At 65.0% G+C, this 19,824-nt stretch carries 20 protein-coding genes; 6 read left to right on the top strand and 14 right to left on the bottom strand.

The genetic code is table 11. From position 1 onward, the window contains the following. Positions 1–58 precede the first annotated feature (58 nt). From QO207_RS17715 to ffh, 6 genes are all read right to left on the bottom strand, one after another. Entirely contained in the window at positions 59–472 is a 414-nt protein-coding gene (locus tag QO207_RS17715) for an acyl-CoA thioesterase (protein WP_301533635.1), read from the bottom strand. A gap of 141 nt (positions 473–613) precedes the next feature. Then, positions 614–964: a 50S ribosomal protein L19 gene (gene rplS, locus QO207_RS17710; RefSeq protein ID WP_017522234.1), complete on the bottom strand. Its 351-nt coding sequence runs from the start codon at positions 962–964 to the stop codon at positions 614–616. Positions 965–1,007: 43 nt separating this feature from the next. Then, on the bottom strand, positions 1,008–1,751 hold the full coding sequence (trmD, locus tag QO207_RS17705; RefSeq protein ID WP_024766884.1) for a tRNA (guanosine(37)-N1)-methyltransferase TrmD: 744 nt from the start codon (positions 1,749–1,751) through the stop codon (positions 1,008–1,010). Positions 1,752–1,754: 3 nt separating this feature from the next. Beyond that, the gene (rimM, locus tag QO207_RS17700) at positions 1,755–2,291 is read right to left on the bottom strand and encodes a ribosome maturation factor RimM (RefSeq protein ID WP_301533634.1); all 537 of its coding nucleotides are present in this window, start codon (positions 2,289–2,291) and stop codon (positions 1,755–1,757) included. A 5-nt stretch (positions 2,292–2,296) separates the two neighbouring features. Further along, positions 2,297–2,545, bottom strand: a complete 249-nt coding sequence (rpsP, locus tag QO207_RS17695; protein ID WP_081515913.1) for a 30S ribosomal protein S16 — start codon at positions 2,543–2,545, stop codon at positions 2,297–2,299. A gap of 144 nt (positions 2,546–2,689) precedes the next feature. Then, a complete protein-coding gene (ffh, locus tag QO207_RS17690; protein WP_301533633.1) occupies positions 2,690–4,063 on the bottom strand; it encodes a signal recognition particle protein in 1,374 nt (457 codons plus the stop codon). A gap of 220 nt (positions 4,064–4,283) precedes the next feature. On the opposite strand from ffh, the gene QO207_RS17685 reads away from it, so the two are divergent. The 3 genes from QO207_RS17685 to QO207_RS17675 all read left to right on the top strand — a co-directional run bounded on the left by QO207_RS17685 (position 4,284) and on the right by QO207_RS17675 (position 8,022). Beyond that, the gene (locus QO207_RS17685) at positions 4,284–5,084 is read left to right on the top strand and encodes an inner membrane protein YpjD (RefSeq protein ID WP_301533632.1); all 801 of its coding nucleotides are present in this window, start codon (positions 4,284–4,286) and stop codon (positions 5,082–5,084) included. A gap of 42 nt (positions 5,085–5,126) precedes the next feature. Next, positions 5,127–6,422: an HlyC/CorC family transporter gene (locus QO207_RS17680; RefSeq protein WP_301533631.1), complete on the top strand. Its 1,296-nt coding sequence runs from the start codon at positions 5,127–5,129 to the stop codon at positions 6,420–6,422. 286 nt (positions 6,423–6,708) lie between these two features. Beyond that, positions 6,709–8,022, top strand: a complete 1,314-nt coding sequence (locus QO207_RS17675) for an MFS transporter (RefSeq protein ID WP_301533630.1) — start codon at positions 6,709–6,711, stop codon at positions 8,020–8,022. Between the two features lie 102 nt (positions 8,023–8,124). Here the strand turns inward: QO207_RS17675 and QO207_RS17670 are convergent, their stop codons facing one another. The 5 genes from QO207_RS17670 to QO207_RS17650 are packed head-to-tail and all read right to left on the bottom strand — an operon-like array spanning position 8,125 to position 11,456. After that, on the bottom strand, positions 8,125–8,871 hold the full coding sequence (locus tag QO207_RS17670) for an SGNH/GDSL hydrolase family protein (protein ID WP_301533629.1): 747 nt from the start codon (positions 8,869–8,871) through the stop codon (positions 8,125–8,127). Then, positions 8,868–10,049 (bottom strand): formate-dependent phosphoribosylglycinamide formyltransferase, encoded by a 1,182-nt coding sequence (purT, locus tag QO207_RS17665; protein WP_301533628.1) that lies wholly within the window; start codon positions 10,047–10,049, stop codon positions 8,868–8,870. The genes QO207_RS17670 and purT overlap by 4 nt, the downstream gene beginning before the upstream one ends. A gap of 49 nt (positions 10,050–10,098) precedes the next feature. Then, positions 10,099–10,287 carry a DUF1289 domain-containing protein gene (locus tag QO207_RS17660; protein WP_301533627.1) on the bottom strand — a complete coding sequence of 63 codons (189 nt, stop codon included), beginning with the start codon at positions 10,285–10,287 and terminating at the stop codon, positions 10,099–10,101. Beyond that, the gene (locus QO207_RS17655; RefSeq protein WP_301533626.1) at positions 10,280–10,807 is read right to left on the bottom strand and encodes a gamma carbonic anhydrase family protein; all 528 of its coding nucleotides are present in this window, start codon (positions 10,805–10,807) and stop codon (positions 10,280–10,282) included. The genes QO207_RS17660 and QO207_RS17655 overlap by 8 nt, the downstream gene beginning before the upstream one ends. A gap of 43 nt (positions 10,808–10,850) precedes the next feature. Continuing rightward, positions 10,851–11,456 (bottom strand): CoA pyrophosphatase, encoded by a 606-nt coding sequence (locus QO207_RS17650; protein WP_301533740.1) that lies wholly within the window; start codon positions 11,454–11,456, stop codon positions 10,851–10,853. Between the two features lie 130 nt (positions 11,457–11,586). On the opposite strand from QO207_RS17650, the gene QO207_RS17645 reads away from it, so the two are divergent. Then, entirely contained in the window at positions 11,587–12,138 is a 552-nt protein-coding gene (locus QO207_RS17645; RefSeq protein WP_301533625.1) for an NUDIX hydrolase, read from the top strand. A gap of 50 nt (positions 12,139–12,188) precedes the next feature. After that, positions 12,189–12,692, top strand: coding sequence for a murein L,D-transpeptidase family protein (locus tag QO207_RS17640; RefSeq protein ID WP_301533624.1), 504 nt, complete (start codon positions 12,189–12,191; stop codon positions 12,690–12,692). A gap of 49 nt (positions 12,693–12,741) precedes the next feature. On the opposite strand, the gene QO207_RS17635 is transcribed toward QO207_RS17640, so the two are convergent. From QO207_RS17635 to purL, 3 genes are all read right to left on the bottom strand, one after another. After that, positions 12,742–13,059, bottom strand: a complete 318-nt coding sequence (locus QO207_RS17635; protein ID WP_301533623.1) for a YqfO family protein — start codon at positions 13,057–13,059, stop codon at positions 12,742–12,744. A gap of 183 nt (positions 13,060–13,242) precedes the next feature. Beyond that, positions 13,243–13,503 carry a CDGSH iron-sulfur domain-containing protein gene (locus QO207_RS17630; protein WP_301533622.1) on the bottom strand — a complete coding sequence of 87 codons (261 nt, stop codon included), beginning with the start codon at positions 13,501–13,503 and terminating at the stop codon, positions 13,243–13,245. A gap of 80 nt (positions 13,504–13,583) precedes the next feature. After that, complete coding sequence (gene purL / locus QO207_RS17625) at positions 13,584–17,480, bottom strand: phosphoribosylformylglycinamidine synthase (protein ID WP_301533621.1); 3,897 nt, start codon at positions 17,478–17,480, stop codon at positions 13,584–13,586. A 290-nt stretch (positions 17,481–17,770) separates the two neighbouring features. On the opposite strand from purL, the gene mltF reads away from it, so the two are divergent. Then, on the top strand, positions 17,771–19,246 hold the full coding sequence (mltF, locus tag QO207_RS17620; RefSeq protein WP_301533620.1) for a membrane-bound lytic murein transglycosylase MltF: 1,476 nt from the start codon (positions 17,771–17,773) through the stop codon (positions 19,244–19,246). The last annotated feature ends 578 nt before the right edge of the window (positions 19,247–19,824 follow it).

Here is a 19,824-nt window from a genome sequence, read left to right as displayed (position 1 = left end):
CAAGCTCGCTCCTACAAGCACGGATCAGCAAAGGCGCCCGCGGGCGCCTTCTTTCGTTTCAGCCCTCGAAGCCGGGCAGGACCGGCACCGGGCGCTTCTCGTCGTCGATGGCGACGAAGCTGAACAGGCCGTGGATGGCCTTTTCGCGGCCGTCAGCGGACATGCTCTCGACGAACACCTCCACCTCGACCTTGAGGCTGGTGTTGCCGACCTTCACCACCCGGCCGATCAGCTCGACGATGGAGCCGGCGGGGATCGGGTGCTTGAAGTCGATACGGTCGGTGGACACGGTCACCAGCGGCAGGCGACAGAAGCGCGTCGCGGCGATGAACGAGACCTCGTCCATCCAGGCCAGCGCGGTGCCGCCGAACAGGGTGTTGTGGTGGTTGGTGGTGGGCGGGAAGATCGCCTTGGTCACGCGGGTTTCGGAAAGCTCCGTGCGGCGGAGGATTTCCTGATCTCTGGGGCTCATGCCACTGCTACCTGATGCAATGAGGGTGGCTGCCGGTGCTGCGGATGTTGTGTTTCTAATGCGCTGCCGGGGCAGTTAAGAAAAATCACGGGCAAGAAAAAAGCAGCCCGTGGGCTGCTTTTTTCGGGAACAACCGGCGAATTAGGCCAGTTTTTCCTTGATACGAGCTGCCTTGCCGGACAGTTCGCGGAGGTAGTACAGCTTGGCCTTGCGCACGTCGCCGCGACGCTTGACGCTGATGCTGTCAACCAGCGGGCTGTAGGTCTGGAAGGTACGCTCTACGCCTACGCCGTTGGAGATCTTGCGAACGGTGAAAGCACTGTTCAGGCCGCGGTTACGCTTGCCGATGACAACGCCTTCGAAGGCCTGCAGACGCTGACGGTCGCCTTCCTTCACTTTAACCTGGACGATTACGGTGTCGCCGGGGGCGAACGCCGGAATCTCTTTGCTCATCTGTTCAGCTTCGATCTGCTGAATGATCTTGTTGGTCATTTCGTGCTCCTAAGACCTGCGCTCGGCGCGGGCCATCGATACGTTAACTATCGTTCCGCTGGCGGATGTATTCCTCCAGCAGCTTTTTCTCTTCTCCAGAAAGCGAGCGGCAATCCAGAAGATCGGCACGTCGTTCCCAGGTCCTGCCTAAGGACTGCTGCAAACGCCAGCGCCGGATGTGTTCGTGGTTGCCGCTGAGCAGCACCTCAGGAACACGTTTGTCTGCGTACACCTCAGGTCGGGTGTAGTGCGGACAGTCGAGCAGGCCATCCGTGAAGGAGTCCTCCTCGGCGGAGTCCACGTGGCCCAGTGCACCGGGCAACAACCGCGTGACCGCGTCAATCAACACCATGGCCGGAAGCTCACCCCCGGACAGGACATAATCGCCAACTGACCATTCCTCATCGACATGCTCTTCAATGAAGCGCTCGTCGATGCCTTCGTAACGCCCGGCGATCAGGATCAATCGTTCCTCGTTCGCCAGTTCCTTCACGGCCGCTTGCGTCAGCTTGCGACCTTGCGGCGAGAGGTAGATCACCTTCACCGGTCCGCCTGCGGCTTGCCGGGCATCGCCCAGTGCGCCTTCGAGCGGCTTGATTTTCATCACCATGCCGGGACCACCGCCGAAAGGCCGGTCATCCACCGTCTGGTGACGGTCCTCGGTGTTGCTTCGCGGGTTGAAGCACTGCAGCTGAATCAGCTCCTGCTTGACCGCGCGACTCGTGATGCCATAGTCGCTGATGGCGCGAAACATCTCCGGAAAGATGCTAATGACTCCAATCCACATGGGCTAGAAGTCCGCGTCCCAGTCCACCCGCATCTCGCCGGCTTCCAGGTCCACCGATTGCACGCACTGATCCGTATACGGGAGCAGGCGTTCACGGTCGTCCAGGCTGCCTGCGCAGGGCTTGACTACCATCACATCGTTGGCGCCGGTCTCCAGCATGTGGTCGAGAATCCCGAACAGTTGCCCGTTCTGGTCGATCACCTTGAGACCTTCCAACTGGCTCCAGTAGAACTCGCCATCGTCCAGCACCGGCAGCTCGCTGCGCGGGACCAGGATTTCGAATTCAGCGAAGGTGCGGGCGATCTCGCGATCTTCCAGTCCCTTCAGCTTCACGACCAGGACATTGCCCTGTACGCGACCTTGAACCAGCTCAGCCTGTCGAACCTCGTTGCCACGCTTGAGCGTCCAGCGGCGATAGTCCAGCAGGTTGTCCAACGGATCGGTAAAGGAATACACCTTCACCTCACCACGAATACCGTGCACCGATACGATCTTGCCGAGAACAACCATCTCCTCGGCGGGAGCAGTATTCGTGTTCATCGATCTCAGGCAGCCTTGGCGGCTTCCTTGATCAGCTGAGCAACACGCTCAGACGGTTGAGCACCTTGGCTCAGCCAGTAGTTCAGACGCTCCTGGTTGACCGAGAACTTGAGCTCAGCGCCAGTGGCGACCGGGTTGAAGAAGCCGACGCGCTCGACGAAACGGCCGTCACGAGCGTTGCGGCTGTTGGTCACGGTCAGGTGATAGAACGGGCGCTTCTTGGAGCCGCCACGAGCCAGACGAATGGTTACCATGCGTACGTTGTTCCTATGGTTTGCTTGCAAAAAAGAAATGCAGCCCTCGGGCACATAGCCCGAAAGGCCGCATATTCTATGAGCTAAAGCCCCGCGCCGCAAGCCGCAGCGCGTCCAGCCCGCCGGGCGGCGAGCCGCCTGGGCTTACATCTTGGGCATGCCGCCGGGGAACATGCTCCCCATGCCGCGCATCATCTTGGCCATACCGCCCTTGGCGGTGACCTTCTTCATCATCTTCTGCATCTGCTTGTGCTGCTTGATCAGGCGCCCGACGTCCTGCACCTGGGTACCCGAACCCATGGCGATGCGGCGCTTGCGCGAGCCGCTGATCACTTCCGGATCGCGGCGCTCGCCCGGAGTCATGGAGTTGATGATCGCCTCCATCTGCTTGAACTGCTTCTCCGCCGCGTTCTGCGCGTTGCCCATCTGCGACAGGTTGACGCCGCCGAGCATCGGCAGCTTGTCCATCAGGCTGCCCAGGCCGCCCATGTTCTTCATCTGTTGCAGCTGATCGCGGAAGTCTTCCAGGTCGAAGCCCTTGCCCTTCTTGATCTTCTTCGCGAGTTTCTCGGCCTTCTCGCGGTCCATGCCCTGCTCGGCCTGTTCGATCAGGCTGAGCACGTCGCCCATGCCGAGGATGCGCGAGGCCACGCGGTCGGGGTGGAACGGATCGAGCGCTTCGCTCTTCTCGCCCATGCCGAGGAACTTGATCGGCTTGCCGGTGATGGCGCGCACGGACAGCGCGGCACCGCCACGGGCGTCGCCGTCGACCTTGGTCAGCACCACGCCGGTCAGCGGCAGTGCGTCATTGAAGGCCTTGGCGGTGTTGGCGGCGTCCTGGCCGGTCATGGCGTCGACCACGAACAGGGTCTCCACCGGCTTGATCGCCGCGTGGACCTGCTTGATCTCGTCCATCATGTCGGCGTCGATGTGCAGACGGCCGGCGGTGTCGACGATCACCACGTCGATGAATTTCAGCTTGGCTTCGCGGATCGCCGCTTCGGCGATGGCGACCGGCTTCTGGCTGGTGTCGGACGGGAAGAAGGTCACGTCCAGGTCGTTGGCCAGGGTTTCCAGCTGTTTGATCGCCGCCGGACGGTAGACGTCGGCGGACACCAGCAGCACGGACTTCTTCTTGCGCTCCTTAAGGAAGCGCGCCAGCTTGCCGGCGGTGGTGGTCTTGCCCGCGCCCTGCAGGCCGGCCATCAGGATGACCGCAGGCGGAGCGGCGGCGAGGTCGAGGTCCTCGTTGGCCGCGCCCATCAACTCGACCAGTTCGGCCTGGACGATCTTCACGAAGGCCTGGCCCGGGGTCAGGCTCTTGGAAACCTCGGTGCCGACCGCGCGATCCTTGATCTTGGCGACGAAGTCCTTGACCACCGGCAGGGCCACGTCGGCCTCCAGCAGGGCCATCCGCACTTCGCGGAGCGTGTCCTTGATGTTGTCCTCGGTCAGCTTGGCCTTGCCGGTGACGTGGCGCAGCGTTTGCGAGAGGCGATCTGTAAGGTTTTCGAACATGCGCGTTCCTAATCAGCCCGGTCGGGCCTGGGTTTGGCTTGTCAGCAAGCGGCCGATTATAGCGAAGTGCGGCCAGCGCCAACACCGCCGATGATCCCGATGTGACGGACCGCGTCGCAGGCCGGCGGCGAACTGGCCCCGGCGGCTTTCTAGGCGCAAGCGATCTGTGCCAAACTCCCGACCTTTCGGGTCCCCTTTCGAAGGACTGTTCCAAGGACTTATGCAACCTCTGCTGCCCAGCCTGATCGCCGCCGTCCTTTATATCGGCACCACCGTCTACCAGGGCGCAAGCCTGGCCCGTCGCGTCCCGCCGCAGAAACCGCTGCTCCTCCTGCTGGGCCTGGTCGCCCTGCTCTGCCAGGCCTTCAGCCTGAGCCAGGAGCTGCTGACGCCGGCCGGCCTGACGCTGGACTTCTTCAATGCCGCCAGCCTGATCTCCGCCGCGGTCACCGCCCTGACCCTGCTGGCCTGCCTGCGCATCCCGGTGCACAACCTGCTGATCTTCCTCTATCCGCTGGGCGCGCTGACCACCCTGCTGGCCGCGCTGATGCCCCACGGCACCATCGAGCCGATCAACGAACAGCCGGGCATCCTCGCCCACATCCTGCTGTCGATCCTGGCCTACGGCCTGCTCACCATCGCCGTGGTCCAGGCGCTGCTCCTGCTGGTCCAGGACCATCAGCTCAAGCACAAGCACCCGTCGGGCCTGATCCGCAACTTCCCGCCGCTGCAGACCATGGAAAGCCTGTTGTTCGGCTTCCTCTGGGGCGGCTGGTCGCTGCTTTCGCTGTCGCTGATCTCCGGCTGGCTGTTCGTCGACAACCTGTTCGCCCAGCACCTGGCGCACAAGACCATCCTCTCCTGCTTCGCCTGGGTGGTGTTCGGCGTGCTGCTGTGGGGCCGCCACCAGCTCGGCTGGCGCGGCCACAAAGCGATCCGCTGGACCCTCGCGGGTTTCTGCCTGCTGATGCTGGCCTACTTCGGCAGCAAGCTGGTCAAGGAATTCATCCTGCACATCTGACGCTAACGGCGGCGCCCGAGCGCCGCTGAAGGACCTGCGCGCATGGAAGAGATCCACCCCGGCTACCTGATCGGCCTGCTGGTCTTCCTGATCCTCTGTTCGGCATTCTTCTCCAGCGTCGAGACCGGCATGCTCAGCCTCGACCGCTACCGCCTGCGCCACCTGTCCAAGCAGGGCAATCGCGGCGCGCGGCGCACCAGCTGGCTGCTGCTGCGCACCGACCGGCTGCTGGGCACCATCCTGATCGGCAACAACTTCGTCAACATCATCGCCTCGTCCCTGGCCACCCTGCTGGCCCTGCGCCTGTGGGGCGAAGCCGGCGTGGCGATCACCACGGTGGCGCTGACGCTGATCCTGCTGATCTTCGGCGAGATCACCCCCAAGACCTACGCCGCCCTGCGCCCCGAGCGCGTGGCCTTCCCCGCCAGCCTGCCGCTGATCTGGATGCAGAAGCTGTTCAGCCCGCTGCTCTGGCTGATGACCGGCATCAGCAACCTGCTGCTGCGCCTGGGCGGCCTCGACCCGACCCAGCGCGGCAACAAGCCGCTGAGCAACGACGAGTTGCGCAGCGTGGTCACCGACTCCAGCGAGAAGCTCACCAACAACCGCCAGGACATGCTGCTGAGCATCCTCGACCTGGAAAAGATCACCGTGAACGACCTGATGGTGCCGCGCAACGAAGTCCAGGGCATCGACCTGGACGACGAGCTGGAAACCATCATCGGCCAGCTGCGCAACACCACCCACACCCGCCTGCCGGTGTTCCGCAACGACATCAACCAGGTCGAGGGCGTGGTGCACATGCGCCAGATCGCCCGCCTGCTGACCCACAACCAGCTGACCAAGGAAAGCCTCAAGGCCGCGTGCCTGGAGCCCTACTTCGTGCCCGAGAGCACGCCGCTGTCGACCCAGCTGATCAATTTCCAGAAGCAGAAGCGGCGCATCGGCATCGTCGTCGACGAGTACGGCGAGGTGATCGGCATCATCACCCTGGAAGACATCCTCGAAGAGATCGTCGGCGAGTTCAGCAACCAGAACACCCTGCGCAACCCGGACATCCACCCGCAGGCCGACGGCACCTACGTCATCGACGGCTCGGCCAACCTGCGTGACGTCAACCGCGCACTGGGCTGGCAGCTGCCCAGCGACGGGCCGAAGACCCTCAACGGCCTGATCACCGAAGCGCTGGAGCAGATTCCCGACAGCACGGTGTGCCTGAAGATCGGCCGCTACCGCCTGGAAATCCTGCAATCGGGCGAAAACCGGGTGAAAAGCGTGCGCGCCTGGCTGCCCGGCGCGCCGCCCCGCGAAGCACCCTACACCGACGAGCTTGCCTGAGGCGCCCCGCCCGCCCCTATAATCCGGACGGCTTACCCAGCCTCCCGCCTGCGCCCGTCGCTACCCGCGACGCCGCGCCGGCCAGTCAATCGCACGCCCCGCCGAGCCTCGACCCCACGTCGTTGCCTTGCGAAGCAGCCGGCCTCGCCCTGACCCACCGCGAGCCGCGCCCACCCTGCCCCGATCCCGGGCCGCGCTCGCACTCGCGCCATGGCGATGCCTCAAGAAACGTCGGACACGACCGCCAGAGTCGTCGCCGCGCCTGACTGCCAGGGATATTCCCCGTATGACCAGTGCCACCCTCGAAGCCGCACAACCGGCCGCACAGACCAACTCCACCACCCGCGTCGCGGTGGCCAGCTTCATCGGCACCGCCATCGAGTTCTACGATTTCTACGTCTACGCCACCGCCGCCGCGCTGGTGATCGGCCCGGTGTTCTTCCCGCAGACCTCCGGCACCGCCCAGGCGCTCAGCGCCTTCATCACCTTCGGCATCGCCTTCCTCGCCCGTCCGCTGGGCTCGGCGCTGTTCGGCCACTTCGGCGATCGCATCGGGCGCAAGTCGACCCTGGTGGCCTCGCTGCTGCTGATGGGCATCTCCACCACCCTCATCGGCCTGCTGCCGGGCTACGACAGCATTGGCGCCTGGGCGCCGATCCTGCTTTGCGTGCTGCGCTTTGGCCAGGGCCTTGGGCTGGGTGGCGAATGGGGCGGCGCCGCGCTGCTGGCCACGGAGAACGCGCCCAAAGGCCGCCGTGCCTGGTTCGGCATGTTCCCGCAGATGGGCCCCTCCATTGGCTTCCTCGCCGCCAACGGCCTGTTCCTCTGCCTGGCCATGCTGCTCAGCGAAGAGCAGTTCCGCGCCTGGGGCTGGCGCATCCCGTTCGTCCTCAGCGCCGTGCTGGTCCTGGTCGGGCTCTATGTACGCCTGAAGCTGGTGGAAACCCCGGTATTCGCCAAGGCCATGGAACGCCACGAACGCTCCAGCCTGCCCATCGCCGAACTCTGCGCCAGGCACTGGCGCCCGACCCTGCTGGGCGCCCTGGCGATGGTGGTGTGCTACGCGCTCTTCTATATCTCCACGGTGTTCTCGCTGAGCTACGGGGTCAGCACCCTGGGCTACAGCCGCGAGGACTTCCTCGGCCTGCTCTGCATCGCCGTGCTGTTCATGGCAGCTGCCACGCCGGTTTCCGCCTGGCTCAGCGACCGCTTCGGGCGCAAGCCGGTGCTGATCGTCGGCTGCGTTGCCGCCATCGCCTCGGGCTTCGCCATGGAGCCCCTGCTGAGCCAGGGTTCGTCGGTGGAAGTGGCGGTGTTCCTGTCGCTGGAGCTGTTCCTCATGGGCGTGACCTTCGCCCCCATGGGCGCGCTGCTGCCGGAACTGTTCCCCACCCACGTGCGCTACACCGGTGCTTCGGCTGCCTACAACCTGGGCGGCATCCTCGGTGCATCGGTGGCGCCGTATATCGCGCAGAAGCTGGTGGGCATGGGTGGCTTGAGCTGGGTCGGCGGCTATGTCTCGGTCGCGGCGGCGCTCAGCCTGCTGGCCGTGCTGTGCCTGCGCGAAACCCGCGGGGATGACCTGAACGATATCCGCTGAGGCTTGAACGACCTGTAGGAGCGAGCTTGCTCGCGAACCGCCCAACGCCAGAGCAACCGGATACGACTGTTCGCGAGCAAGAACTAGGCGTCCCCCTCGATCCTACAAAGAGCCGTGCCCCCCGAACGGCTGCACCAGCCACTCGGCCAGATGCTCGCCCCAGACCTGATAGCCCAGCGCCGAAGGGTGATAGCCATCGATGGCGAGGAACTGCGGCTGCATCTCCAGGCTTACTCCGCAATAGCCCGCGCCCTGCGCCATGGCCAGGGCACCGAGCTGCCGATCCAGCAACGCCCCGCGCCAACCGAGCAACTGCCGCAACAGCCAGGGCAAGGCGGTGAAGTGCTGCAGCGGCGGTACCGCCGTGCATACCACCCGCGCGCCACGGCCGCGGAAATGTTCGATCAGTTTCTCCAGGGCGCCCAGCCAACGCTGGCTGGAGCTGAAATGCGTGGTGTCGTTGACGCCAAACACCAGCGCCACCAGGTCGTAATCCTGCCCGGCCACCAACGGCAGGAGGCGCTCACAGGCCTCGCTGGCAGTAATGCCGTTCTCCCCCGCTGCACGCCAGACGACCGGCCGCTGCAGACGAGTGGAGAGCGCCAGGGCCAGTCGACCGGCCAGGGCGAAGTCCAGGCAGGACGCCCCGACACCGGCAACGGTGGACTCACCCAGCAGCAACAGACGAAAGGGTTCGCCAGCAAACTCCACCCCCGCTACACCTTCGCAAGTGCCCGCGGCAGGAGCCAGGCGCAAGGCCGTGCGCCGGGTGCGCACGGCCATGGGCAGGGCCAGCGGCAGCAGCGGCACTGCCGCCGCCCACCACATCAGCCCCGCCCAGCGGCTCACAGCTCGACTTTGACCGCCTGGGCCGAACGGGTGGCCTTGGCGCGGGCGGCGTCGATCGACTCGTCGCGTGCCAGGGCAACGCCCATGCGGCGCTGGCCATCCACTTCCGGCTTGCCGAACAGGCGCAGCGCGGTGTCCGGCTCGCTAAGGGCAGCGCCGACGTTGCCGAAAGACACCTGCTGCGACTTGCCTTCCACCAGGATCACCGCCGAGGCGGAATCGCCCAGCTGGCGGATCACCGGGATCGGCAGGCCAAGGATGGCGCGGGCGTGCAGGGCGAATTCGGAGAGGTCCTGGGAGATCAGGGTGACCAGGCCGGTGTCGTGCGGGCGCGGCGAGACTTCGCTGAACCACACTTCATCGCCCTTGACGAACAGCTCCACGCCGAACAGGCCGCGACCGCCCAGCGCTTCGGTAACCGCCTTGGCCACGCGCTCCGACTCGGCCAGTGCCTTCGGGCTCATGGCCTGGGGCTGCCAGGACTCGTGGTAGTCGCCCTTCACCTGGCGGTGGCCGATGGGCGCGCAGAAGGTGGTGCCGCCGATGTGGCGCACGGTCAGCAGGGTGATTTCGTAGTCGAAGTCGATGAAGCCCTCGACGATGACGCGGCCCTTGCCGGCGCGGCCGCCTTCCTGGGCGTAATCCCAGGCGGTCTTCAGGTCGGCATCGGACTTGAGCACGCTCTGGCCCTTGCCCGAGGAACTCATGATCGGCTTGACCACGCACGGATAGCCCACGGCGGCGACGCCCGCGGCGTAGTCCTCGTAGGTGTCGGCGAAGTGGTAGGGCGAGGTCGGCAGGCCCAGCTCTTCGGCGGCCAGGCGACGAATGCCCTCGCGATTCATGGTCAGCTGCGCGGCACGGGCGGTGGGGATCACGGTGTAGCCTTCGTTCTCCAGCTCGACCAGGGTCGCGGTGGCGATGGCTTCGATCTCCGGCACGATGTAGTGCGGCTTTTCCTGCTTGATCACCGCGCGCAGGGCAACGCCGTCGAGCATGCTGATCACGTGGCTGCGGTGCGCGACCTGCATGGCCGGCGCGTTCTCGTAGCGGTCCACGGCGATGACTTCGCAGCCCAGGCGCTGCAGCTCGATCGCCACTTCCTTGCCCAGCTCGCCGGAGCCACAGAGCAGTACGCGGGTCGCGCTCGGCGACAGGGGGGTTCCAATACGGGGCATTGCGGGAAACCTCGGGGAAACTGGAGTTGGAAAAAGAGTTCGGTGCGCGCTAGATCAGCACGCCCTGTTCGCGGGCGCGCTGCTCGCAACGCCGGAGCACTTCACGGCGCTCGGCGTTGTCCATCAGGCCCCAGCGGGTGATCTCCGCGGAGCTGCGCTGGCAGCCCAGGCAGATGTCGGCGTCGTCCAGCGCGCAGACGTGCACGCAGGGCGAGGCGACGGGACGTTCTTCAGTCATCTTCCTGCTCGGCCAGATCGCGGGCATAACGCTGGGCGTTGTGCACATAGTGGGCGGCGCTGGCCTCGAGCATCTTCTTCTGCGGCTCGCTGAGCTCGCGCACCACCTTGCCGGGCGAGCCCATGACCAGGGAACCGTCGGGGATTTCCTTGCCCTCGGGGATCAGCGCGTTGGCGCCGATGATGCAGTACTTGCCGATCTTCGCGCCGTTGAGGATCACCGCGTTGATGCCGATGAGGCTGTAGTCGCCCACCGTGCAACCGTGCAGCATGGCGTTGTGGCCGATGGTCACACCCTTGCCCAGGGTCAGCGGGAAGCCCATGTCGGTGTGCATCACGGTGCCGTCCTGGACGTTGCTGTGCTCGCCGATGTGGATCAGCTCGTTGTCGCCGCGCAGCACGGCGTTGAACCACACGCTGGCGCCGGCGTCGAGGCGCACCTTGCCGACCACCGTGGCGTTGGGGGCGATCCAGCTTTCCGGATGGGTTTCGACTCGGGACGAGCCCAGGCGGTATTTCATGGGTATCTCCTCAGGCGGGGGCCGCTGTTCTTATAGGGAAGCATCAGCTGAGCTTGATGAACTTCGCGGGCGGCTGGTGCAGGTCGATGCCGCTGTCGTACAGCAGGTTGAGCAGCTCGACCAGCATGATCGCGGACAGGCCCCAGATCTTGTAGCCCTCGAACAGATAGCTCGGGACATACCAGCTGCGGCCGAAGTAATCGATGCGGTGGGTGGTTTCCCGCGGGTCGCCACGGAAGAAGTCCAGCGGCACCTTGAACACGGCGTCGATCTCGCCGTCGTTGGGCCGGTACTCGACGAAATCCGGGACGAAACCGACGAACGGTTTGACCAGGATGCCGTGGCGCGAGACCAGGGTGCTCAGCGGCCCGACCACTTCCACCAGCCCCGGCGGCAGGGCGATCTCCTCGTGAGCCTCGCGCAGGGCGGTGTGGATCAGGTCCACATCCTCCGGGTCGCGGCGCCCGCCCGGAAACGCCACTTCGCCGCTGTGGGTCGACAGACCGGTCGCGCGCAAGGTGAGCACGAGCTCTTCCTGGGGAGTGATGGGGAGCAGGACCGCCGCTTCAGGGAAGCTGTGGTCCGTTTCGAGATCGCTTGGCGTGTGCGCCTGTATGCGTTGGCGCAGCTGGTCCAGCATGCGGAACATCCTGCGGGAAATGGCCGATTCTTTTAATTGAAGAATCATGGCACGAAAGACGCCCCTGCCCAACCCCCGCCCCTTGCTGCACGCCCCGCGCAGCGCGCAAGATTGCCTCAATACATAACAAGGAAGCGGCATGAATTTCTGCAGCCAGTGCGGCGCCAGCGTGAGCCTGCGCATCCCCAGCGGCGACAATCGCCCGCGCTACGTCTGCGACCAGTGCCAGACCGTGCATTACCAGAACCCGCGCATCGTCGCCGGCTGCCTGCCGGTCTGGGACGGGCGCATCCTCCTCTGCCGCCGGGCGATCCAGCCGCGCCAGGGCTACTGGACACTGCCGGCGGGCTTCATGGAGAACGGCGAGACGCTGGAACAGGCCGCCGCCCGCGAGACCCTCGAAGAGGCCAATGCGCGAGTACACGGCTTGCAGCTTTATACGGTCTTTGATCTGCCGCATATCAGCCAGGTTTATATCTTCTTCCGCGCCGAACTGGCCGACCTGGACTTCTCCGCCGGCGAAGAAAGCCTGGAAGTTCAACTCTTCGAAGAATCCGACATACCGTGGGATGAGCTGGCTTTCCCCACCGTGGGCCGTACCTTAGAATATTTCCTTGCGGATCGAACCATTCAGAGTTTCCCGATACGCAACGAGGGAATTCTCCCAATGCTTGCACAGAAAAAGAACTAATAGACTTGTTTACCGCCTCTAAGGCTTTAGGAACTACCGGGGAACACCACTTGAAGCGCTGGTTGATTGCCGTACTTTGTCTGACCTTCGCAGCGTTCTCGCATGCCAACGCGCTGCCCACGCTCGACGGTCGTATCGACAAGATTCTCGTGCTCAAGTCCGAGCGCAAAATGAACCTGATCAGCAACGGCAAGGTTCTCAAGACTTATCGCGTGTCCCTGGGCAAGCGCCCGCAAGGCCCGAAGCTGGCCGAAGGCGACAACCGCACGCCGGAAGGCTTCTACTGGGTCGACTGGCGCAAGACCAGCGACAAGTACAACCTCTCCATGCACATCTCCTACCCCAACGCCCGCGATGTGGCCAAGGCACGGGAAAAGAGCCTGTCGCCAGGCGGCATGATCATGATCCACGGCACGCCGATGGATGACGACTATCCGGAGTGGTACTTCTCCACCCTGGACTGGACCAACGGCTGCATCGCCATGACCAACGCCGACATGCGTGAGGTCTGGAGCCTGGTCAAGGACGGCACGCTGATCGAGATTCGTCCGTAAGCGGACCCGCAAGAAAAAAGGCGCCTGCGGGCGCCTTTTTCATGTCTGCTCAGAACACCATGTCCGACAGCCGCCAGACCTCGTAGGCCGGCGTCTCGTAGGGATGGGCCTGCTTCAGCGCCTTCACCGAGTCATGTATCAACTCGTCGGCCACCACCATCTCGACCTTCCATTCAGCGACGTGCTCGACGCTGCCGGCCTGGCCGATATAAGGGCTGCTGCCCTGCAGTGGGCGGAACTGTCCCTGTCCGAGCGCCTGCCAGCAACAGCTGTCGTAGGCACCGATGCGTCCTGCACCGGCGGCGAACAGCGCCTTCTTGACCGGTTCCAGATGGCTTTCCGGAACGTAGAAACACAGTTTGTACATCGGAGACTCCGATCGAAACAGGGACACGACCGTGGCAAAGAGCGCCACGGCTGACAAATGCTGCCACAAATAGTGGCACTTTGCCTCCTGTGACTTGCTGGTCATCGTGCAAGTTCGACCGTCCGGTTCCTGGCTTGTTCGCCGGGCGCGGACTTTGTCTGAAATCTGTGACCGACTTCGAGCTCAGCCGCCGGTGAAACGCCGCCAGCGCTCCTTCAAGCCCGGTGCCGCCGGCGCGTGGGAGCCGTCACAGAATGGCAGTCTAGCCGACAGGCCGCAGCGGCAGAGCAGCAGGTGACGCTCGCGCCCGACGGTCAGTTCGAGCACCTCCGCGCAGTCTGCCGCGGCATCCGGCAGGCTGGCGCAGCGCCCGCAGCGACAAAGGCGCAGCACCTGCCCCGGCTCGACCGCACGCACTTCAGGAAGCACTTCGCCGTCAGCCAAGGTGTTCCCCCACGCAGGCTGAACAAAGAAAAAGGGGAAAGCCGAAGCTTTCCCCTTTCGCGTGTTGCATCGCAGCGAACTCAGCCGACCCAGACGCGGGCATTGCGGAACATGCGCATCCAGCCGCCGTCCTCTTCCCACTCCTCAGGACGCCAGGAGTTCTGCACAGCGCGGAACACCCGCTCCGGGTGCGGCATCATGATGGTGACGCGGCCGTCGCGGCTGGTCAGGCCAGTGATGCCACGCGGCGAGCCGTTCGGGTTGGCCGGGTAGCTCTCGGTGACCTTGCCCAGGTTGTCGACGAAACGCAGGGCCACGGTGCCGGACAGGTCGGCTTCCAGCAGCGCTTCCTCGCTCTCGAACTCCGCATGACCTTCGCCGTGAGCAATGGCGATCGGCATGCGCGAACCGGCCATGCCCTGCAGGAAGATCGACTGCGACTCCTGCACCTGGACCATCGCCACGCGCGCTTCGAACTGCTCGGAGCGGTTGCGCACGAAGTGCGGCCAGAACTCGGTGCCGGGGATCAGCTCGTGCAGGTTGGACATCATCTGGCAACCGTTGCACACACCGAGGGCGAAGCTGTCCTTGCGCTCGAAGAAGGCCTGGAAGCCATCGCGGGCACGGGCGTTGAAGAGGATCGACTTGGCCCAGCCTTCGCCGGCGCCCAGCACGTCGCCGTAGGAGAAGCCACCGCAGGCCACCAGGCCCTTGAACTGCTCCAGGCTGATACGGCCGGAGAGGATGTCGCTCATGTGCACGTCGACCGCAGCGAAACCGGCGCGGTCGAAGGCCGCAGCCATTTCCACCTGACCGTTGACGCCCTGCTCGCGCAGGATGGCGATCTGCGGGCGCACGCCCTTCTTGATGTAGGGCGCGGCGATGTTGTCGTTGACGTCGAAGCTCAGCTTCACCGACAGGCCGGGGTTCGCTTCTTCGAGCAGGCCGTCGAATTCCTGATCGGCGCAGTCGGCGTTGTCGCGCATGCGCTGGATGCGGTAGCTGGTCTCGCTCCAGATGCGCTGCAGGTTGCGGCGCTGGGCGCTGAAGACACGCTCGCCATTGAAGGACAGCTCGATCTCGGCGCCCTTGGCCGGCTGGCCAATGACCGCGACGCAGTCTTCCAGGCCGGCGGCGCTGAACTGGGCCAGCACTTCCGGAGTGGCGCCGCTGCGAACCTGGATCACCGCACCCAGCTCTTCGTTGAACAGGGCGGCGGTCAGTTCGTCACGGCTGTCGGCCAGGGCGTCGAGGTTCAGGTCGAGGCCGCAATGACCGGCAAAGGCCATTTCCACCACGCTGGCCATCAGGCCGCCGTCGGAACGGTCGTGGTAGGCCAGCAGGTGGCCGTCGGCGTTCAGGCCCTGGATCACGGCAAAGAAGGCCTTCAGGTCTTCGGCGTCGTCGACGTCCGGAGCGGCGCGGCCGATCTGGCCGTTGACCTGGGCGAGGATCGAGCCGCCCATGCGGTTCTTGCCACGGCCGAGGTCGATCACGATCAGGTCGGTCTCGCCCTGGTCCAGGCGCAGTTGCGGGGTCAGGGTCTTGCGCACGTCGTTGACCGGGGCGAAGCCGGAGATGATCAGCGACATCGGCGAGGTGACGCTCTTCTCGGCGTCGCCATCCTGCCAGCGGGTCTTCATGGACATGGAGTCCTTGCCCACCGGGATGGTGATGCCCAGCGCCGGGCACAGCTCCATGCCGACAGCCTTGACGGTGTCGTACAGGCGCGCGTCCTCACCCGGGTGGCCGGCGGCGGCCATCCAGTTGGCGGAGAGCTTGATCTCGGAGATCTTGTCGATGCTCGCGGCGGCCAGGTTGGTGATGGTCTCGCCGATCGCCATGCGGCCGGAGGCCGGGGCGTCGATCACGGCTAGCGGAGTGCGCTCGCCCATGGCCATGGCTTCACCGGTGTAGACGTCGAAGCTGGTGGCGGTGACGGCGCAGTCGGCCACCGGTACCTGCCACGGGCCGACCAGCTGGTCGCGGGCCACCAGGCCGGTGATGGTGCGGTCGCCGATGGTGATCAGGAAGTTCTTGCTGGCCACGGCCGGGTGGCGCAGCACGCGCTCGGTGGACTCGGTCAGGTCCAGGCCGGCAGCGGCGAAGTCATCGCCCAGTTCGGCTTCGCGGGTGACCGAACGGTGCATGCGCGGCGGCTTGCCGAGCAGCACTTCGAGCGGCATGTCCACCGGCTTGTTGCCGAAGTGGCTGTCGGCGACGGTCAGCTGCAGCTCTTCGGTGGCTTCGCCGACCACGGCGAACGGGCAGCGCTCGCGCTCGCAGATGGCCTTGAAGGTCTCGAAGTCGGCGGCGTCCACCGACATCACGTAGCGTTCCTGCGACTCGTTGCACCAGATTTCCAGCGGGCTCATGCCCGGCTCGTCGTTGGGCACGTTGCGCAGTTCGAAGCGGCCACCACGGCCACCGTCGTTGATCAGTTCCGGCAGGGCGTTGGAGATGCCGCCTGCGCCCACGTCGTGGATGAACTTGATCGGGTTGTTCTCGCCCATCTGCCAGCAGCGGTCGATGACCTCCTGGCAACGGCGTTCCATTTCCGGGTTCTCGCGCTGCACCGAGGCGAAGTCCAGGTCAGCGGCGGAAGCGCCGGTGGCCATGGAGGAAGCGGCGCCGCCGCCCAGGCCGATCAGCATGGCCGGGCCGCCGAGCACGATCAGCTTGGCGCCGACCGAGATCTCGCCCTTCTGCACGTGGTCTTCGCGGATGTTGCCCAGGCCGCCGGCGATCATGATCGGCTTGTGGTAGCCACGGACTTCCTCGCCACGCGGGGTGGCGATGGCCTGCTCGAAGGTACGGAAGTAGCCGGCCAGGTTCGGGCGGCCGAATTCGTTGTTGAACGCGGCGCCGCCCAGCGGGCCTTCGATCATGATGTCCAGCGGGGTGACGATGCGCTCGGGCTTGCCGTAGGGCACTTCCCAGGGCTGCTCGAAACCGGGGATGTTCAGGTTGGAGACGGTGAAGCCGACCAGGCCGGCCTTGGGCTTGGCGCCACGACCGGTGGCGCCTTCGTCGCGGATCTCGCCGCCGGAGCCGGTGGAGGCGCCGGGGAACGGAGCGATGGCGGTCGGGTGGTTGTGGGTCTCCACCTTCATCAGGATATGCACCGGCTCTTCGCTGGCGGCGTACTCGCGGGTCTCGGCGTTCGGGTAGAAGCGGCCGGCGACGTAGCCCTTCATCACGGCGGCGTTGTCCTTGTAAGCGGACAGCACGCCTTCGCGGTGCATTTCATAGGTGTTCTTGATCATGCCGAACAGGCTCTTGTCCTGCGACTGGCCGTCGATGTCCCAACTGGCGTTGAAGATCTTGTGACGGCAGTGTTCGGAGTTGGCCTGGGCGAACATCATCAGCTCGACGTCGTGCGGGTTGCGGCCCATCTCGACGAAGCTCTTCACCAGGTAGTCGATCTCGTCGTCGGCCAGGGCCAGGCCCAGTTCGAGGTTGGCCTTCTCCAGCGCGGCGCGACCGCCGGCGAGGATGTCGACCACGGTCAGCGGCTTGGGCTGGGCGTGGCTGAACAGGGCCGAAGCCTCTTCGAGCTGGCTCAGCACCAGCTGGGTCATGCGGTCGTGCAGGCGGGCGGCGACGGCTTGCGCGTCGGCCTCGCTCAGCTCACCGGTGACGTAGTAGGCGATGCCGCGTTCGAGACGCTCGATCTTCGCCAGGCCGCAGTTGCGGGCGATGTCCGAGGCCTTGCTCGACCAGGGCGAGATGGTGCCGAAACGCGGCAGCACCAGGAACAGACGACCGGCGGGCTCCTGCACGGGCACGCTCGGGCCGTACTTCAGCAGGCGCGCCAGGACTTGTTCTTCCTCGGCGTTGAGGGCTCCGGTGACCTCGGCGAAGTGCGCAAACTCGGCATACAGCCCGGTGACGGCGGGTACATGCTGGGTCAGCAGGTCGAGCAGTTTGCCGTGGCGGAAAGCGGAAAGGGCGGGAGCACCGCGCAGGATCAGCATTGTCGGAACAGCCTCTGGAGACGGGGAAGTGTGTGGGGCCGGACGGGCCGGCCCACAGAGGCCGTGCATTCTACCGTAAAGCGTTGCCCGGCGGCAGCTTTCAAGCGCCTTCCTTACCACTGCTCCCGCGGAAAATACCTTTCATCTTCGAAGGCCTTCGAGCGTCCTAGGAAAAATCCCCGTCCGCCGGCCTTCACCGCGAAAATTGCCGACGAACGGCGCTCCAGCTAGCAGAGATGCAGCAGGCTGTCGAGATATGGCGCCGAGCGGCCTTTGCGTATACTGCCCCGATGCTTGCCCTGACTGTGTCCCGCGTGCGCTGCACCGCCTGGATCTTGGCGACCTGTATCTTTCTGCTGCTTTCCGGCTGTAGCGAGGCGAAAGCCCCGACGGCCCTCGAGCGCGTGCAGAAGGACGGCGTGCTGCGCGTGATCACCCGCAACAGTCCGGCCACCTACTTCCAGGACCGCAACGGCGACACCGGTTTCGAATACGAACTGGCCAAGCGCTTCGCCGACAGCCTGGGCGTACAGCTGCAGATCGAAACCGCCGACAACATCGACGACCTCTACGACCGCATCAGCCGCGACGGCGGGCCGAACCTCGCGGCGGCCGGCCTGACCCCGGGCGGCGAGCGCGATACCCAGGTGCGCTACTCGCACTCCTACCTCGACGTCACCCCGCAGGTCGTCTACCGCAACGGCGCCCAGCGCCCCACCCGCCCGGAAGACCTGGTCGGCAAGCGCATCGTCGTCCTCAAAGGCAGCAGCCACGCCGCGCAACTGGCCGAACTGAAGAAGCAGTTCCCCAAGCTGGAATACCGCGAGTCCGACGCCGACGAGATGGTCGACCTGCTGCGCATGGTCGATGTCGGCGAGACCGACCTGACCCTGGTGGACTCCAACGAGCTGGCGATGAACCAGGTGTACTTCCCCAACGTGCGCGTCGCCTTCGACCTCGGCGACGCCCGCGGCCTGGCCTGGGCACTGCCGGCCGGCGAGGACAACAGCCTGCTGGAGAAGGTCAACACCTTCCTCGACAAGGCCAAGCAGGACGGCCTGCTGCAACGCCTGAAGGATCGCTACTACGGCCACGTCGACGTACTCGGCTACGTTGGCGCCTACACCTTCGCCCAGCACCTGCAGCAGCGCCTGCCCAAGTACGAGCAGCACTTCCGCCAGAGCGGCACCAAGCTCGAAGCCGACTGGCGCCTGCTGGCCGCCATCGGCTACCAGGAATCCATGTGGCAGCCCGACGCGACCTCCAAGACCGGCGTGCGCGGCCTGATGATGCTGACCAACCGCACCGCCCAGGCCATGGGCGTGTCCAATCGCCTGGACCCGAAGCAGAGCATCCAGGGCGGCAGCAAGTACTACACCCAGATCAAGGACGAACTGCCCGACAGCATCAAGGATCCGGACCGCAGCTGGTTCGCCCTGGCCGCCTACAACATCGGCGGCGCGCACCTGGACGACGCGCGCAAGATGGCCGAGCAGGAAGGCCTGAACCCGAACAAGTGGCTCGACGTAAAGAAGATGCTGCCGCGCCTGGCGCAGAAGCAGTACTACCGCAAGACCCGCTACGGCTATGCGCGCGGCGGCGAGACCGTGCACTTCGTGCAGAACGTGCGCCGCTACTACGACATCCTCACCTGGGTGACCCAGCCGCAGATGGAAGGCGGCCAGCTCGCCGAAAGCGGCCTGCACCTGCCGGGCGTGAACAAGACCAAGCCTGATGATGAGGATGGGCGGGATCAGAAGCTCTGAGGCAGTCCTTCAGAGCACCTCCCGTGTAGCCCCCCTCCATACGAATCCCCACCGCCGGCGCAGCCGCGTCCGCGCAAAGCACGCGCCTCACTGTGACGTGGGTTTGTTGGTGATGGATTTCGCGGACAAGGTCCGCTCCTACGGGTAGGCAGCGGTGCCGTGCGGTTCGCGAGCAAGCTCGCTCCTACGAAGAGCCAATGCTCCGCCCGCCCCTGGCTTTAGCATTGGCTTTGGCTCTTGAGGACTTCCAGGGAAATATCCGCGCACGCCGAATGGCCCCTTTCAGGAGGCCTCGTTGAATTGGAATTTCAGGGGTTGAGCGACATGGATGTCGCGAGAGCCGCGATGGGCCAGGGATGGCCCTTCGCGGCGTGCCCCTGAAATTTCGATTCAACGAGGGTATTTTTCGCCTAGGCGAAAAACCGGATGGAGGGGCAAGACCTTTTGGTTCCTTTTGGGGCGCTTGCCAAAAGGGACTCGCCCGAGGGGGCGAAACACGAAGCTCACGCATACGCCCAGAGCGGCGCAAAAACACCCAAGCCGAAGCCGCCGATCAAGCCGCCCGTAGTACAACGCGC

It is taken from the genome of Pseudomonas sp. CAN1 (genome assembly GCF_030462585.1).
Lineage (GTDB): Bacteria > Pseudomonadota > Gammaproteobacteria > Pseudomonadales > Pseudomonadaceae > Pseudomonas.
This window is presented reverse-complemented; position numbering and strand designations above follow the sequence as displayed.